Source organism: Pelomonas parva (assembly GCF_043555835.1).
Classification (GTDB): Bacteria; Pseudomonadota; Gammaproteobacteria; order Burkholderiales; family Burkholderiaceae_C; genus Pelomonas; species Pelomonas parva.
This window is the reverse complement of the sequence record NZ_JBIGHV010000001.1, coordinates 565,015-580,884: the sequence shown is the minus strand read 5'-3', so window position 1 is coordinate 580,884 and position 15,870 is coordinate 565,015. Positions and strand designations below refer to the sequence as shown.

The window sequence follows — 15,870 nt, the reverse complement described above, 5'->3', positions numbered from 1 at the left end:
GCGGCCGGCGCGTCGATACTGACCCGAACTCCGGTCCAACCTGGTCGACATGCCGCACCTCAAGCCCAAGACGCTCTACATCACCCTCAGCGCGTTGATGGTCGGCCTCGTGGCGCTGGTCTACGGCGCGCTGATGTTGTACGAGGCCTCGCGCAGCGACGCGTTGATGCTGCAGCAGGCCGGTGCGGCGGCCAAGCGCATCGGGCGCGAGGCAGCGGCCACGGTCGAGACGGAGCTGCGGCCGGCGCGGGTCAGCGTGGCTTTGCTGGCCTCTGGCGCCCTGGGCAGCGCCACCAGCGAGGCGCAGCGGCTGGCGGCACTGCCGCAACTGGCGGCGGCGCTGCGCGGCAATGCCTCGGTGTCGGCGGTCTATGCCGGCACGGCCAGCGGCTCCTTCCTGCTGCTGCGCCGGCTGGAGGACGACGCCGCGCGCAGCCGCATGGGCGCGCCGGCCGACGCAGCCTTCGGCCTGCAGAGCGTGGACCGCGACGGCGGCGAGGCGCGCGGCAGCTACCGTTTCCTGGATGCCGGCATGCGCGAGCTGCAGATCGTGGCGCGGCCCGACTATGTCTTCGACCCGCGCACCCGGCCCTGGTACGAGCTGGCTCGGCGTGCTGGCGACGGCCAGGCCGTGCAGTCCAAGCCCTATCTCTTCTTCACGACCGGCGAGCCCGGCGTGACGCTGGCCGAGGCGCGTGGCGCCGTCGTCATCGGCGCCGATGTCAGCCTGAAGGCCTTGAGCACCATGCTGACGCGCCCGCAGATCAGCCGTTCGGCCGAACTGCTGATCGCCACCGCCGGCGGCGAGCTGCTGGCCGAGGCGCGCCGTGATCCGCCGGCGGCGGCGAACGGGGTCAAGGGCTTGCGCCAGGTGGCCGACGCCGCCACGCCGCTGATGCGCGCGCTGTGGGCGCGCCGCGATGCCGGCGGCGGCTTCGCGCCGGTGCAGACGGTCGACGGCCGCGAGTGGGTGGCCCACGCGCTGCCGCTGCTGGGCAACCCCGGCCGCGAGGGCGGCCAGGGAGATGTCGTGGCCGGCGCCGCGCTGACGTTGCTGATGGCCGCGCCGCGCGAGGAGCTGCAGGCCTTCCAGATCGAGAGCCGGCGCCATGGCTTCTACATCTCGCTGGGCCTGATGCTGTTGCTGCTGCCGCTGGTGCATCTGTTGGCCGACCGCATCTCCCGGCCCCTGCGCGAGCTGGCCCGCCAGGCCGAGGCCATCCGCCACTTCGAGTTCGACAGCCCCGACCCGAAGCGCAGCCTGATCCGCGAGGTCGACAGGCTGGCCGTGGCGATGACGGCCATGAAGCATTCGCTGCGCCGCTTCCTCGACATCAGCGCTGCCCTCAGCGCCGAGCGCGACTTCGACACCTTGCTGGACCTCATCCTGCGCGAGACCATCGCCGTGGCCGAGGCCAACGGCGGTGCCGTGCACCTGCTGTCCGCCGACGGCCGCCTGCTGCAGCCGGCGGCCTCGCACCTGCATGGCGAGACGGCCCAGCGCGCCGGCCTGACCTGGGATGTCCAGGCGCCCGACAGCATCAGCGCGCCGGTGCAGGCCTTGCGCGCCGACGGGCCGGTGGAGGTGGACCTGAGCTGGGACAACCCGAGTCATCTCAAGGCCTATGAGCCGCTGTTCGGCAGCCTCAGTGCGTCGCGCGTGCGGCTGCTGTCCATGCCGCTGAAAAACCGCCAGGACGAGACCCTTGGCACGCTGACGCTGTCCTTCGCCATGCCGGCGCAAGGCTGGACCGAGCCGCTGGGCGCCGCCCGCGTGGCCTTCGTGCGCGCGCTGTCGGGCACGGCGGCGCTGGCCATGGACAACCAGCTGCTGCTGCGTGCGCGCAAGGAGTTGCTGGAGAGCTTCATCCAGCTTGTCGCCGGCGCCATCGACGCCAAGAGCCCCTACACCGCCGGCCACTGCCAGCGCGTGCCGGAGCTGACCAAGATGCTGGCCCAGGCCGCCTGCGATGCGACCGAGGGGCCGTATGCCGGCTTCAAGATGAGCACCGACGAATGGGAGGCCTTGCACATCGCCGCCTGGCTGCACGACTGCGGCAAGGTGACGACGCCGGAGTACGTTGTCGACAAGGCCACCAAGCTGGAGACGCTCTACAACCGCATCCACGAGATCCGCACCCGCTTCGAGGTGCTCAAGCGCGACGCGCTGATCGAGCGCCTGGAGGCCGGTCTTGGTGCCGAAGGCGCGGCCGAGGCGCGCGCCCAGGCGGCCCCGGCGCTGGCCGCGCTGGACGCCGACTTCGCCTTCGTCGCCGCCTGCAACCAGGGCGGCGAGTTCCTCGGCCCCGAGCAACTGGCCCGGCTGCGCGAGATCGCCGCGCGGCGCTGGTGGCGCACGCTGGACGACGGCCTTGGCCTGTCCGCCGACGAAGCCCGGCGCCTGCCGCGCCCCAGGCCGCCGCTGCCGGCGCCCGAGGCCTTGCTGGCCGACCGGCCCGAGCATGTGCTGCCCCGCGCGCCGGCCGAGACGCTGGACAAGGGCAACCGCTGGGGTTTCCGCATCAGCCAGCCCGAGCACCTGTACCACCGGGGCGAACTGCACAACCTGGCGGTGTCGCGCGGCACGCTGACGGACGAGGAGCGCAGCAAGATCAACGACCACATCGTGCAGACCGTCAAGATGCTGCACGAGCTGCCCTTCCCGAGGCATCTGCGCAGCGTGCCCGAGATCGCCGGCGGCCACCACGAGCGCATGGACGGCAAGGGCTACCCGCGCGGCCTGACGCGCGAGCAGATGAGCCCGCAGGCCCGCATGATGGCCATCGCCGATGTCTTCGAGGCGCTGACCGCCGATGACCGGCCCTACAAACCCGGCAAGCCGTTGTCCGAGGCGCTGACCATCCTGGCCCGCATGGTGCGCGAGCAGCACCTGGATGCCGAACTCTTCGAGCTCTTCCTGCGCTCGGGCGCCTGCATGGCCTATGCGCGGCGCTTCATGGCGGCGGAGCTGGTCGACGTGGCGGACGTGACGGCCTATCTGTCCTGACGGTTGACGCTGACCTTGAGCGGCGCGGCTTTCAGCAGTGGGTTGCCCGCGCCGTCATGCAGCGCGACGACGACCTCGTAGTCGCCCAGCGGCAGGTCGACGATGGCCTCGCTGCGGCCGTCGCTGAGGTCTTGCCGCCGCACCGTGTTGCCGTTCTGGTTGAAGCTCAGGCGGAAGTGGCCGGTGTCCTTGATGCTGGTGCCGGCCGGCGCCACGCCCACGCCGGCGCCCAGCACGCCCAGGGACAGCGTGAAGGGGCTGGACACGGCTTCGCCTTCGCGCAGGTTCTTCACGTAGACCGCCGGCTCGCTGGAGGCGCGCGGCGCGGCGCGCTGGTCCTGATACCAGGCCGCGCAGCTTGCGGCGTCGCCCGCGACGACCTTGGGCGCGGGGCCGCTGCGCTTGCCGGTGACCTCGATGACGATCTCGTTGCTGAAGACGAAATAGGGCTTGTGGGCGTGGTCGGCGAACAGCAGGCGCAACGTGTGCCGGCCCGGTGGCAGGTCCAGCTCGGCGCCGGTCTGGCCCTTGCCGAAGTGCTTGTGCGTGGCCGAGAAGGGGATGGGCGCCGTGTGGTCACGCGGCAGCGGCGTGTCGATGAGGATGTGGTGGTGGCCGGCCTTGTCGTTGGCATTGCCGGCCGGGATGACGCCCATGCCGCGCACGCCGAACTCCACCCAAAACGGCGAGCGCACGCGGTAGCCGCTCTTGAGGTTGCCGAAGTGCACCGAGACGGGCTCGCGCAAGTCCACGGCCGTGCGCTGTTGCGTGTGGGCCAGCCAGCACTGGCGCTCCAGCGGGTCGGCGGGCAGCGGGTCGGCCTGGACCAGGCCGCAGGCCATGGAGAGGCAGGCGAAAAACGTCTTCATTCGACCCTCCGTCAGCAGGTTCAAGCCATTGTGGCGGCTCCCTGTGACGGCGGTTCTGGTGAATAGTGATGACGCTCAGGCGGCCTGGCGCTGGCGGGTCAATTGCAGCTCGCCGAACAAGTCCTTGGGGTCGGCCATCTGCGGGATGAGATCGACCGCCGAGCCCAGGCCCAGCTGGGTGCTGAGTTCGCGCAGCAGCCGCAGCGCCGAGAAGTCTTCCAGCGCGAAGCCGACCGAGTCGAACACGGTGACCTGTTCGCGCGATTCTCGGCCCGGTGCCTGGCAGGCCAGCACGCGCCAGAACTCGGTGACGGGGAAGTCGACCGGCATCTGCTGCATGTCGCCCTCGATGCGCGACTGCGGCTCGAACTCGCAGACGACACGCGCCATCTCCAGCACGCCTCGATGCAGCTCGGTCTTGCCGGGGCAGTCGCCGCCGACGCCGTTGATGTGCATGCCGGGCTCGACCATGTCCGGCGTCAGGATGGTCGCGGCGGTCTTGTCGGCGGTGACGGTGGTGACGATGTCGGCGCCGCGTACCGCCTCTGCGGTGGATGTGCAGACGGTCAGGGTCAGGTCTTGCGCGCCCTGCAGATGGCGCACCAGCCTGGCGGTGGCGGCCGGGTCGATGTCGTACAGGCGCAGTTCGCGGATGCCCAGCAGATGATGGAAGGCCAGCGCCTGGAACTCGCTCTGGGCACCGTTGCCGATCAGCGCCATCACGCGGCTGTCGGGGCGGGCCAGGCGCTTGGCGACCATCACGGAGGTGGCGGCCGTGCGCATCGCGGTGGTGAGCGTCAGCTCGGACAGCAGTGCCGGCGCCCCGGTGGCCACGTCGGCGAGCACGCCAAACGCCATCACGGTCGGCAGGCCGACGCGGTGGTTTTTGGGGTGGCCGTTGACGTACTTGAAGCTGTAGAGGCTGGCGTCGGCAATGGGCATCAACTCGATGACGCCGTCGGCGGAATGGGCGGCCACGCGCGGCGTCTTGTCGAACTCGGCCCAGCGCAGGTAGTCGGCTTCGAGGTAGGCGACGAGGCGGCGCAGTAAATCGGGAAGTCCGACGCGCTGCACGATGTGGGCGACATCCTGAGTGGTGAGAAGGGTGGTCATGCGGGTCTCCGGGAGTTGTTGAGGGGATTCTTCCGAGGCGGCCTGCCAAACAGAAGCGCAACTCCTGTGCAGTAATGCAAGCTAATTTGCCAAAATGGCAGCTTCAATTGACAAAGTGCACAACATGGACGCTCTGGACCAGCAACTCCTCGCCCTGCTGCGCACCGATGCCCGAGGCAGCGTCGCCACGCTCGCAGCCAAGCTCAAGGTGTCGCGCGGCACCGTCACCAACCGCATCGCCAGGCTGGAGGACAGCGGCGTCATCACCGGCTACACGGTGCGGCTGCGGCCCGATTCGGTGCCCGACCAGATCACGGCCTGGATGAGCATCACCGTCGAAGGCAACCGCACCCGCGAGGTGGTGGCCATGCTGCTGGGCGAGCCCGGCATCACGGGCTTGTTTGACACCAATGGCCGCTGGGACCTGCTCGCTGAGATCCGCAGCTCCAGCCTGCAGGAGCTGGCCGACGTGTTGGAGCGGGTGCGGCTGATCAAGGGCATCGCGGGGACGGAGACCAGCATCCATCTGCAGAGCTACAAGTTGGGCTGAGATGATGCGCGCCATGTTCCGCCGCCTCGCTTCCCTCACCCTCGCGCTGGCGCTGTCCGCCTGCGCCTTCGGCCCCACGCAGCCGCCCGCGCCGGTCGTCGTGCCCGCGCCAGACCCCATCGCCGTCGTCAAGCCCCCGCCCAAGCCGCCCCGCCTGGGCCTGGCCCTGGGCGGCGGCGCGGCGCGCGGCTTTGCGCACATCGGCGTCATCCAGGTGCTGGAGGAGAACGGCATCAAGGTCGAACTCGTCGCCGGCACGTCGGCTGGCAGCCTGGTCGCGGCGCTCTATGCCTCGGGCAAGGGCGGCAAGGAGATGCAGACGCTGGCCGAGGGCATGGACGAGGGCGCCATCACCGACTGGTCCTTCCCGCTGCGCGGCCTGATCCGCGGCGAGGCGCTCGCCCGCTTCATTCGCGACAAGACAGGCGGCAAGGCCATCGAGCAGATGGTGGTGCCGCTGGGCATCGTCGCGACGGACCTGTCCGACGGCTCGGCCATCCTGTTCCGCAGTGGCGACACCGGCACCGCCGTGCGCGCGTCCAGCGCCGTGCCGGCGGTGTTCCAGCCGGTCAAGATCGGCCAGCGCGAGTACGTCGACGGCGGCCTGGTGTCGCCGGTGCCGGTGCGCTTCGCGCGCGAGATGGGCGCTCAGCTCGTCATTGCGGTGGACATCACGTCACCGCCAGCCAGCGACCCGCTCAACGACCCGTTCCGCATGCTGCTGCAGACCTTCGCCATCATGGGCCGCAGCATCAACGGCTTCGAGCTGCGCGACGCGGACGTGCTGGTGCGCCCGCGGCTGGACGGCGTATCCAGCGCCGACTTCACGGCCCGGCGCCGTGCCATCCAGGCCGGGCGGGATGCGGCGCAGGCCGTGCTGCCGTTGATCCGCCAGCGCATTGCCGAGAAAACCCGCTGAAGCCGTGGACGCCGAAATCCCACTGTTCCCGCTTGGCTCGGTGCTCTTCCCCGGCGGTCATCTGCCGCTGCGCATCTTCGAGCCGCGCTACCTGGACATGGTGCAGCGCTGCCATGCGCAGGGCCATGCCTTCGGCGTGGTGGCGCTGACGCAGGGCCACGAGGTGCGGCAGCGCGAAGGCGAGGGCTTCCGGCGCGAGGCCTTCCACGATGTCGGCACGCTGGCGCGCATCGAGCATTTCGAGCATGACCAGCCAGGGCTCATCCACATCCGCACGCGCGGCACGCAGCGCTTCCGACTGCGATCTTCACGTTGCCTGAGCCATGGGTTGTGGGTCGGCCAGATCGAGCTGCAGCCGGACGACGCCGCCGTGCCGGCGCCCGACGACCTGCGCCCGGCCGCGCAGCAACTGCAGGACTTGCTGGCCGGCTGGCGCGAGCGCGCTGCAGCCGATGAACTGCCGGTGCAGCCGCCTTACCAGTGGGACGACGCGGGCTGGCTGTCCAACCGCTGGGCCGAGCTGCTGCCCATGCCGCTTGCCGACCGGCAGCGGCTGATGACGATGGACAACCCGCTGCTGCGGCTGGAGCTGGTCGTCGATCGGCTGGATGCGCTTAGCGGTTCAGCCAGCTCGTAAGGACGGTCAGCACCTCAGCCTTTTCGGGCTCGTTGAATATCTCGTGGAAGAGGTCGGGCCAGGGCTGGGTGGCGACGACGTTGGCCGGCACGGCGGACGCGAAGGCCTCGCTGCCGCGCGGCGCGACGCAGCGGTCCTCGCCGGCCCACATCAGCAGCGTCGAGACCTGCCAGCGCGGCGCGTCGGCGATGACGCGCTCGCCGGCGTCGATGAGGAAGCGCGTCGTCCGCGCGGTGATGCGGTCGTGCACCAGCGGGTCGTTCTCGTAGGCGCTGACGACGGCGGGGTCGCGGCTGATCCAGGCCGGCTTCAGGCCGTTGCTAACTGCCAGACCTGGTGCCAGGTTCTCGGCCAGCGCGAGGGCCAGCTTCTGGCCACCGGAGAGGCCCGCGTCGAGCGCGGGTGAGGACAGCGCCAGACCGTCCAGCGGCCGGCTCCAGGCAGCGGGGTGGTCCGACAGTGCCTCGGCAGCAAAGCGCGCCGCGACGGCGCCGCCCAGGCTGTGGCCCAGCAGCACAAAGCGGGTGTCGGGCCGGCGCACCGTGTCGATGACGCGGGCGGTGTCGCGCAGCAGCGCGTCGTGGTCGGGGATGTCGCCGCGACGGCCCTGGCTCTGGCCGTGGCCGCGGTGATCCCAGCCGTGCACGTCCCAGCCGGCGGCGTTCAGTGCTGCGGCGACATGGGCATAGCGTTCGATGTGCTCGCCCAGGCCATGCACGATGAGCACCTGGCCACGGGCAGGCGCGGTGGCCGGCCAGTGGCGCAGGTGGAGCTGCAGGCCGTCGTCGGTGGTCGTCATGCGTGAGGGTCCTCGGGCAGGGTGTCGCCCGAGGTTAACCCGTCACGCCGTCAGAACGAGAGGCGCGCCCCGACACGGTACTGCCGGCCCAGCACGTCGTACAGGAAGGGGTTGATGCCGTAACCGGTGCCGGTCTGCGGCGCGGCGACCGGGTCGACGTCGGTCACGTTGTCGACCTTGAAGTACATCGTCAGGTTCTTCGAGTACTTGTAGGAGCCGCCGATGTCCCAGTAGAAGGCGCCCTTCATCTGGTTGTTCAGGATGGTCGGCCGCGTGACGGTGGAGGTCGGGCAGTTGGTCTGGCACTCGATGTACTCGTTGCTGTAGACGCCGTCGCTGATCCAGCGCTGCGATAGGCTCAGGCTCAGGGTGTCGGTGTCCCAGGACTGCGAGAACTGGCCCTTCCACTTCGGAGTGTTGCCCAGGTTGACGCCGGCCGCCTCGCTCGGGATGGTGCCGACGACGCCGGAGTTCGTGACGAAGCTCTTCGTGTGCGTGGCCAGGCCGCGCAGCGTCAGCTTGCCGGGCAGGCCCATGCCGCCCAGGTCGAAGCGGTAGACGCCTTCCAGATCGAAGCCCTTGTTGCGCATCGAGGCGAGGTTGAAGGCCTGCAGCGTGACGAACTTGGTCGCGCTGACGAGGTCCATCGCGGCGCAGATCTCCTGGTTGCCGGCCACGCAGAGATCGACTTCCTGCTGCGCGTTCAGCGAGGAGATGACGTCGTTGACCTTGATGTCGAAGTAGTCGACGGAGGCGCTGAAACCCGGCGCCCAGCTTGGCTGGGCCAGCACGATGCCGAGGGTCGTGTTGCGCGCAATCTCGGGGCGCAGGTTGACGTTGCCGATGGTGCGTTGCTGCACGGTCAGCGTCGTGCCCTGGTAGTTGACCGTGTTGTTGACGACCAGCGGCGCGGCGAACAGCTCGCTGAGGTTGGGCGCGCGCACGTCCTTGGACGTGACGGCGCGCAGGCGCAGGCGGTCCACGCCGGTCTTCCACGTGGAGCCGACCTTCCAGCTGTCGACGTTGCCGGATGTGCTGTAGCGCGTGTGGCGGCCGGCGACGTTCAGGTTGGCCTCGCCCAGGCTGGCGCTCTTGAACAGCGGCAGGTTCAGCTCCAGGAAGCCTTCCTTGACGTGATAAGCGCCCTCGGCGTTGTGATAGTTGCCGGCATACCAGTTGTTGCCGATGGCGGTGTTGAGCAGCGGGTCGGCCGGGTACTGTGGCGTGTTGGGGCTGCTCGGGAACACGCCGTTGCCATAGGGGTCGCCCAACACGTAGTACTGCTCGCGGCGGCCCTCGGCGCCGAAGGCCACGGCCACCGGGCCGGCCCACAGCGAGAAGGGCTCGCCATTGACGCTGAAGCTGGCGACGGACTGGCGCTGGCGCGAGTATTGGCGCGGGCCGTTGGCCGGCGCGATGTAGGCCCAGGCGGCGGGGTCGATGGGCACGTCGCCGATGATGTTCAGCGGCACGCAGCCCGACGCGGCGGCCGCAGCGTTGCGGCAGATGATGGTGTTGTTGGGCCCGCGGACGGCGTCGATGGCGGCGTTGTAGCGCGCGTTCAGCGTCATGTTGTCGACGTTGATGTCGATGGTGTTCTGGCCGTGGCTGGCGTAGGCGTCATAGGTCCAGTCCTTGCCGAACAGATCGAAGCGGCCGTTGGCGCCGACCACCGCACGCAGCTGCGTGCGCACCGGGTTGACCTCGATGTCCTTGGGGAAGATCGCGTTCGCGACGCCGTACTGAAAGCTGGTGATGTTGTTGGCCGCGCAGGCCGTCACGATGGACGCGGGCAGGAAGGGGTTGCTGCACTGGATGGTCAGGTTGGCGTTCTTGGCAGCGCCGGGGTTGGGCGTGAACAGCGAGTCGACCTTGCCGTAGTTCAGCGTGAAGAAGACCTCGTGGTCGGGTGTGATCTCGAAGCTGCCGCGCGTGTAGGCCACCTGACGCGACATGTTCATGCCCAGCGTCGTGCCGCCGCCGACGGTGCCGGCCAGGTCGCCGCCGATGCAGAAGGGCGTGATGCAGCCCGTCACCGCGCCGGTGCCGGTGGGCACGCCGTTGGAACCGTACTGGAACTGGAACGGCACGCCGTCCTTGCCGAAGGCCGTGCCCTGCAGCGGGCCGTTGGTGATGAGGCCGTACTTGGCGTACTGGAACTGCTGCGCGTTCTCGATGGAGATGTACTGCGGCTTGCCGTCGGTGGTCTGGCCGATGGGGCGCACCTGGAAGGCCGGGTTCTTGAACCAGCTGCGGCCATTGGCGCCGGCGCCGCCGAAGCGCGGCGAGGGCACGCCCTTCTCGCGGCTGTACTCCACGCTGGCCGTCAGGTGCGCCCGGCCGTCCAGGAAGCTGCCGCCCCAGGCGGCCTGCAGCGTGGCATTGCGGTCGTCGTTGTAATTCGTCTGGCCGGCAGCGACGTTGGCCTTGAAGCCGGTGAAGCGCTTGTCGGTGATGAAGTTCACCACGCCGCCGACGGCGTCCGAGCCATAGGAGGCCGACGCGCCGCCGGTCACCACGTCCACCTGCTTGACGAGCAACTGCGGGAACTGGCTCACGTCGGTCACGCCGGTCACGTTGGCGCCGATGACGCGCTGCCCGTCGATCAGCGTCAGCGTGCGGATGGGGCCCAGGCCGCGCAGGCTCAGCGAGCTGAGGCCCTGGATGCCGCTGCTGGTGCTGTTGGTGCTGGTGGTGCGGCCGGTGCTGCCCTGCAGCGCGGGCAGGTCGGCCAGCGCGTTGAACAGGTTGGGCTTGGCGGCTTTCTCCATGTCGACGGCGTCGATGCGCGTCGTTGGCGTCGGCTGCGTGAAGCCACGCGCGGAGATGCGCGAGCCCGACACGATGACCGGGCTGAGCACATTGGAGCCCTCGGCGACGGGCTGTGCGTTCGGCGCGTCGGCGGTCTGGGCCTGGGCCGTGGCGCAGGCGCCGAGAACGGCGAGATGGATCAGGGTCTGACGACGGGGGGTTCGCATGAAGGTCTCCTGGATGGCCGCGTGAGTCGCGGCTTGTGTGGGCCAAACGTCGGATGGCGCTCGCCGCCGGGTTTCAGGCCGGTTACTGGATAGCGCTATCCCAAATGATCAAAAAAAGGGACTGACGCCTTTCCTGCAACCAGCAGGACGACCGCCCACCACCTCGCCGAACCGCCTCAAAACTGCGGCGGCTCCTGGGTGGATAGCGCTATCTTAGGCAGCCGTGAGCGCAGCGGTATGGGGGATACTATGTAGCCATGCCGAGTCGCAAATTGACAACAAACGCCGCCCCTCGACGCACGCGTGCCACCGGCCGTGTAACTCTGGCGGACGTGGCCCAGGCGGCCGGCGTCAGCCCCATCACCGTCTCGCGCGCGCTACGTGGCGAGCGCGCGGTGGCAGCGGACCTGGTCGAGCGCGTGCAGGCGGCGGTGGCCGAGCTGGGCTATGTGCCCGACCCCGCCGCCCGGGCGCTGGCGTCCAGCCGCAGCTCGCACGTGGCGGTGCTGATCCCCAAGCTCAGCAACACGGTGTTCGTTGAACTGCTGGACGCGCTGCAGCGCAGCCTGACCGCCGCCGGCTACCAGATGCTGATCGGCGTGACGCAGTACGACGCCCGCGAGGAGGAGGCGGTGCTGCGCAGCTTCCTGGCGCACCGGCCGGCGGGGCTCATCATGACCGGGCTGGAGCACAGCCCCGCGACGGCGGCCTTGATCGAGGGCAGCGGCGTGCCCTGCGTGCATGTCATGGAGCTGTCGGCCGAGCCGGGCAGCCACAGCGTCGGCTTCTCGCAGCGCGAGGCGGGCCGGGCCATCACTCAACATCTACTGGACAGCGGCCGGCGCCACGTTACCTACGTCGCCGCCCAGCTGGACCCGCGCACGCTGCAGCGCGGCGAGGGTTATGTGGCGGCGCTGCAGGCGGCGGGCATGGGCGAGCGGGTGCGCCAGGTGCACAGCGCCGAGCCGTCGTCCATGGCGCTGGGCGGCCAGTTGCTGGCGCGCGTGCTCAAGGAGGCGCCGGACACGGACGCCATCTTCTTCTGCAACGACGACCTGGCCCAGGGCGCCTTGCTGGCCGCGCTGCGCCTGGGTGTGAAGGTCCCCGAACGCATCGCCGTAGCCGGCTTCAACAACCTGCCGGGCAGCGACCAGATGGTGCCGCCGCTGACGACGGTGGCCACGCCGCGCGGCGAGATCGGCGTGCAGGCCGCGCAGATGCTGATGGCGCTGATGCGCGGCCAGCCGGTGGAGCAGCCGCATCTCGATCTGGGCTTCCAGATCGTGCGGCGGGCGTCAGCCTAACTCGACGTCCAGGCGGTACTCGCGGCCGGCTTCGATGCCGCGCACGAGGCCGTCGGGCAGCGGCTGGCCGTCCAGCTTCACGCTCGCGACACCAGTGCGGCGCACGTTCAGGTGGAAGGTCGCACCACGTAACTCGCGCCGTGCGCGCAGCTCGTCCCAGCCCGCCGGCAGCTGCGGCTGCACGCGCAGGCCCAGGGCATCGCCGCGCAGGCCGCACAGCCCCTCGATGACGCAGCGATAAGCCCAGGCGGCCGTGCCGGTGTTGAACAGCTGGCTGGAGCGGCCGGCCGTGCGCGGGTACTCGCGGTGGGCGCCGCGGTAGTAGTTCGGGATGAACACCGGCAACTGGCCGCGCTGCAGATAGTCCGCCATGTCCGGCCCCGGGATCATCTGGCGCAGCAGCTTGAACGCGCGCTCGCCGTCGCCGCCTTCGTAGAGCGCATGGATGTAGAAGCTGGCCGCGTGGTTGTAGACGGCGCCGTTCTCGGCCGAGCCCGGGTGCTTCTGCGTCACGCGGCCGACGTCGTCGCGCATGCGCGAATAGGGCGGCGCGAACATGGCCACGCCGTGCGGCGTTTCCAGCTGGTCCTCGACGGCGGCGATCATCTTCGCCCGCTGCGCCTCGCTGGCCGCGCCGCTGAGCATGGCCCAGGCCTGCGGGTTCAGGTAGATGCGGCCTTCCTTGTCCGCAGCGATGCCGAACTTGACGTCGTCATCGGTGATGCCGCGAGCGAACCAGTCGCCGTCCCACAGGTGGCGGTTGGCGGCCGCGTTCAGCTCGCCGGCGGCGTCGCGCCAGCGGGCGCCGGAGCGGCCGGACGCATCGCAGATGGCGGCCCACAGCTTCATCGCATGTGCGGCGGCCACCGTCAGCCAGCCGGACACGCCGCGGCCCTTGTAGCCCACCATGTTCATCGGGTCGCACCAGTCGCCCTGGGCGATGAAGCTCAGGCCCCGCGCGTCGCGGTCCTGATGCAGCCAGGCCATGGCGGCATCCAGCCGCTCGGCGACGGTCAGGTCGTTGACGACTTCGTCCAGCAGCGCGAAGTCGCCGGTCTCGTCCAGGTAGGCCTGCAGGCAGACCGGCAGCCAGACGCAGTGGTCGGTGTGCGGCACCTGGTTGATGTACTTCAGCTCGGCGCCTTCGATGAGCAGGATGCCGTCGGGCATGGCGCCGTTGGCGGCCTGCTGGCTCAAGGCATGCAGCAGCGCGCCGCGCGTGACCTGCGGCGCGATGTAGGCCATGCCCAGGTTGTCCTGCAGGTAGTTGCGCGTCTGCGGGTCGGTGCTGAGGCGGTTGACGTCGCCGTGATAGAAGACCTGGCGCGGCAGCCAGTGGTTGACGAAGTTGTCGAACTCGGCGTCCGGCGTCTGCACCTGCAGGCAGCCACTGCCGCTGGCGATGTAGGCGGCATAGGCCTGGCGTGTGCGCTCGAAGCCGGCTTCGCTCAGATAAGTCGTTCGCAGCTGCGCGATCTCGGCGTCGTCGAACGCCGGGCCGAACAGGAAGCGCAAGACCTGGCCCTCGTTCGCCTGCAACGAGAGCCGGTACTGCACGCTGGCGGCCGGTGTCTCGTAGCGCGCGTCGCCGCCGGCCAGCTGCTCGGCCTGCAGCGCGCTGGGGTTGTGCAGTCCGCCTTCGCCCTCGAAGGCCGACTGGCGCGCCTCCCAGGCGTCGGGTGTGCGCTCGCACAGCAAGACGGTCTTGTCCTTCAGGTGCAGGTTCTTGAAGTAGTCGGCCACCTTCTGGTAGGGCGTCACGCAGTTGGCGACGATGCCGCCCAGGTCGGCCCGCCATTCGGCGGACTGGTTCATCCACGACATGTTGCCGATGGGAAAGTACGGCACGACGCTGATGCGCCGCGCGCGGCCCGACAGGTTGCTCACGCGCAGCTCCCACAGCTCGGCGACGTCGTCGGTCGGCAGGCCCAGAACCAGCTCCACGCGCAGGCCCAGGTGCTCCACCGTCCAGCCCAGGTCGTGCTGGCCGGCGATGAAGCGGAAGCTATCAAGCTTGGCGCGCACCGGCTCGTAGGGGGCCGAGAACAGCTCGCCCGTCTCCTCGTCCTTCACGTAGACGAAGCGGCCGGGGTGGTGGGCGTAGTAGGCCTGCTCCGGCTGCATGAAGGTCTTGGCCTCCAGGTTGGGCGCATGCGCGTACTTGGCCGGTTCGGGCTGCATGAACTGCGCGGTGGCGTAGCCGCGGCAGGTCGCGTGGATCATCATGCGGCGGTTCCACAGGAAGCCGCCCGCCATGGGCATGGCCGTGGGGCTGGTGAGTTCGTAGCGTTCGCCGCCGGCGATGGGGCCGAGCAGGGTGTTGGTCATGATGTGGCCGCCTTGCGCGCGGCCAGGTCAGCCTGGATGCGCGCCATCGTCGGGTTGTCGAGGGTGTAGAAGATCATGATGACGGCGGCCATCAGCGTGAAGGCGGCCGGGATCACGGACATCAGCCAGACGATGCCCGCCTGCGACTCGGCCGACTGCGCCACGTTGGGCACATAGCCCAGCGTCGTGAACAGCGCGCCGATGACCGCGACCGCCACCGCCGTGCCGAGCTTCTGCGCGAAGGAGCTGGCCGCGAAGGTCATGCCGGTGGCGCGCCGGCCGTTGCGCCATTCGTTGAAGTCGGCCGTGTCCGCCAGCATCGAGAAGGACAGCGGCGACTTCGGCCCCAGCGCCAGGCCCAGCGCAATCTGCAGCGCGTACATCAGCCAGATCTGGCCGGCGTCCACGAACAGGAAGGCCGTCGACAGCACCGTGGAGATCAGCATCAGCCAGATCAGCAGCTTGCGCTTGTCGATGAAGCGGGTCAGCAGCGGCGTGCAGGCCGTGCCGGCAGCGGCGGCCAGCAGGTAGGCCGGCATGAAGGTGGCCAGCAGGTCGGGGCGGTTGACGACGTACTTGAAGTAGTAGGCCGCACTGGTCATGCGCAGCGTGATGCTGAGCATGATGATCAGCGCCAGGAAAAACAGAAGAATCCAGGGCAGGTTGGCGCGCAGGTCGGCAATGTCCTGGCGCACGGTGGACGGCTCTGCCTGCACCGGCTGCACGCGTTCGGTCGTGGCGCTGAACGTGAAGACGAAGATCAGCGCGGCGGCGATGCCCCAGAACACCATGGTCAGCGTCCAGCCCAGCGCGGCATCGCCGGCGCCGAGCCAGGCCACCAGCTTGGGCGATGCGAACGTGACGATGGTGCCGCCCGCAAAGCCGGCCACGAAGCGCGACGCGTTGACCGCGTTGCGTTCCCGCGCGTCACCCGTGATGACGCCGGACAGCGCGCTGTAGGGCAGGTTGACGCTGGTGTAGACCGTCATCAACAGCAGGTAGGTCACATAGGCCCAGACCAGCTTTCCGGTGGGGCCGAGGTCTGGCGTCGTGTAGGTCAGCACACCGATGACGGCCAGTGGCACAGGCATGAACAGCAGGTAGGGCCGGAACTTGCCCCAGCGTGTCTGCGTGCGGTCGGCGAAGGCGCCGATCATGGGGTCGGTGAAGGCGTTGAAGATCTTGACGACGAACAGCATCGTCGCGGCGGCGGCGGCGGTGATGCCGAACACGTCGGTGTAGAAGATCAACAGGAAGGTCGAGATGTTGGTCCAGTAGAAGTTGAACCCCATGTCGCCCAGGCCGTAGCCGACGATCTCGCGGCGCGTGAGGGGACGCGCTGTGGCGTGGGACGGTGTGGTCATGG

General features: G+C 69.4%; 11 protein-coding genes. 5 read left to right on the top strand and 6 right to left on the bottom strand.

What is annotated here, in order from left to right; translation table 11 throughout:
- Nucleotides 1-49: 49 nt before the first annotated feature.
- A complete protein-coding gene (locus tag ACG00Y_RS02420; RefSeq protein ID WP_394475678.1) occupies nt 50-3,007 on the top strand; it encodes an HD domain-containing phosphohydrolase in 2,958 nt (985 codons plus the stop codon).
- Here ACG00Y_RS02420 and ACG00Y_RS02415 read toward each other — a convergent pair.
- A complete protein-coding gene (locus tag ACG00Y_RS02415; protein ID WP_394475677.1) occupies nt 2,995-3,876 on the bottom strand; it encodes a DUF4399 domain-containing protein in 882 nt (293 codons plus the stop codon). The two genes, ACG00Y_RS02420 and ACG00Y_RS02415, sit on opposite strands and share 13 nt — an antisense overlap.
- 75 nt (nt 3,877-3,951) lie before the next feature.
- Nucleotides 3,952-4,989 carry an ornithine cyclodeaminase gene (locus ACG00Y_RS02410; protein ID WP_394475676.1) on the bottom strand — a complete coding sequence of 346 codons (1,038 nt, stop codon included), beginning with the start codon at nt 4,987-4,989 and terminating at the stop codon, nt 3,952-3,954.
- Nucleotides 4,990-5,113: 124 nt separating this feature from the next.
- Here ACG00Y_RS02410 and ACG00Y_RS02405 point away from each other — a divergent pair, with 124 nt between their 5' ends.
- Genes ACG00Y_RS02405 through ACG00Y_RS02395 form a run of 3 tightly spaced genes read left to right on the top strand, consistent with a single transcriptional unit; the run spans nt 5,114 to nt 7,095 of the window.
- On the top strand, nt 5,114-5,539 hold the full coding sequence (locus ACG00Y_RS02405) for an Lrp/AsnC family transcriptional regulator (protein ID WP_394475675.1): 426 nt from the start codon (nt 5,114-5,116) through the stop codon (nt 5,537-5,539).
- Nucleotides 5,540-5,552: 13 nt separating this feature from the next.
- Nucleotides 5,553-6,458, top strand: coding sequence for a patatin-like phospholipase family protein (locus tag ACG00Y_RS02400; RefSeq protein WP_394475674.1), 906 nt, complete (start codon nt 5,553-5,555; stop codon nt 6,456-6,458).
- 4 nt (nt 6,459-6,462) lie between these two features.
- On the top strand, nt 6,463-7,095 hold the full coding sequence (locus ACG00Y_RS02395; RefSeq protein WP_394475673.1) for an LON peptidase substrate-binding domain-containing protein: 633 nt from the start codon (nt 6,463-6,465) through the stop codon (nt 7,093-7,095).
- On the opposite strand, the gene ACG00Y_RS02390 is transcribed toward ACG00Y_RS02395, so the two are convergent.
- Together ACG00Y_RS02390 and ACG00Y_RS02385 are read right to left on the bottom strand one after the other, a co-directional pair.
- Nucleotides 7,073-7,894 carry an alpha/beta hydrolase gene (locus ACG00Y_RS02390; protein WP_394475672.1) on the bottom strand — a complete coding sequence of 274 codons (822 nt, stop codon included), beginning with the start codon at nt 7,892-7,894 and terminating at the stop codon, nt 7,073-7,075. The genes ACG00Y_RS02395 and ACG00Y_RS02390 overlap by 23 nt on opposite strands.
- 50 nt (nt 7,895-7,944) lie before the next feature.
- Complete coding sequence (locus ACG00Y_RS02385) at nt 7,945-10,872, bottom strand: TonB-dependent receptor plug domain-containing protein (RefSeq protein WP_394475671.1); 2,928 nt, start codon at nt 10,870-10,872, stop codon at nt 7,945-7,947.
- 257 nt (nt 10,873-11,129) lie between these two features.
- On the opposite strand from ACG00Y_RS02385, the gene gntR reads away from it, so the two are divergent.
- Entirely contained in the window at nt 11,130-12,176 is a 1,047-nt protein-coding gene (gene gntR, locus ACG00Y_RS02380) for an HTH-type transcriptional regulator GntR (protein ID WP_394475670.1), read from the top strand.
- Here gntR and ACG00Y_RS02375 read toward each other — a convergent pair.
- Together ACG00Y_RS02375 and ACG00Y_RS02370 are read right to left on the bottom strand one after the other, a co-directional pair.
- Entirely contained in the window at nt 12,168-14,504 is a 2,337-nt protein-coding gene (locus tag ACG00Y_RS02375; protein WP_394475669.1) for a GH36-type glycosyl hydrolase domain-containing protein, read from the bottom strand. The genes gntR and ACG00Y_RS02375 overlap by 9 nt on opposite strands.
- Complete coding sequence (locus ACG00Y_RS02370; protein WP_394475668.1) at nt 14,501-15,868, bottom strand: MFS transporter; 1,368 nt, start codon at nt 15,866-15,868, stop codon at nt 14,501-14,503. The genes ACG00Y_RS02375 and ACG00Y_RS02370 overlap by 4 nt, the downstream gene beginning before the upstream one ends.
- Nucleotides 15,869-15,870: the final 2 nt, after the last annotated feature.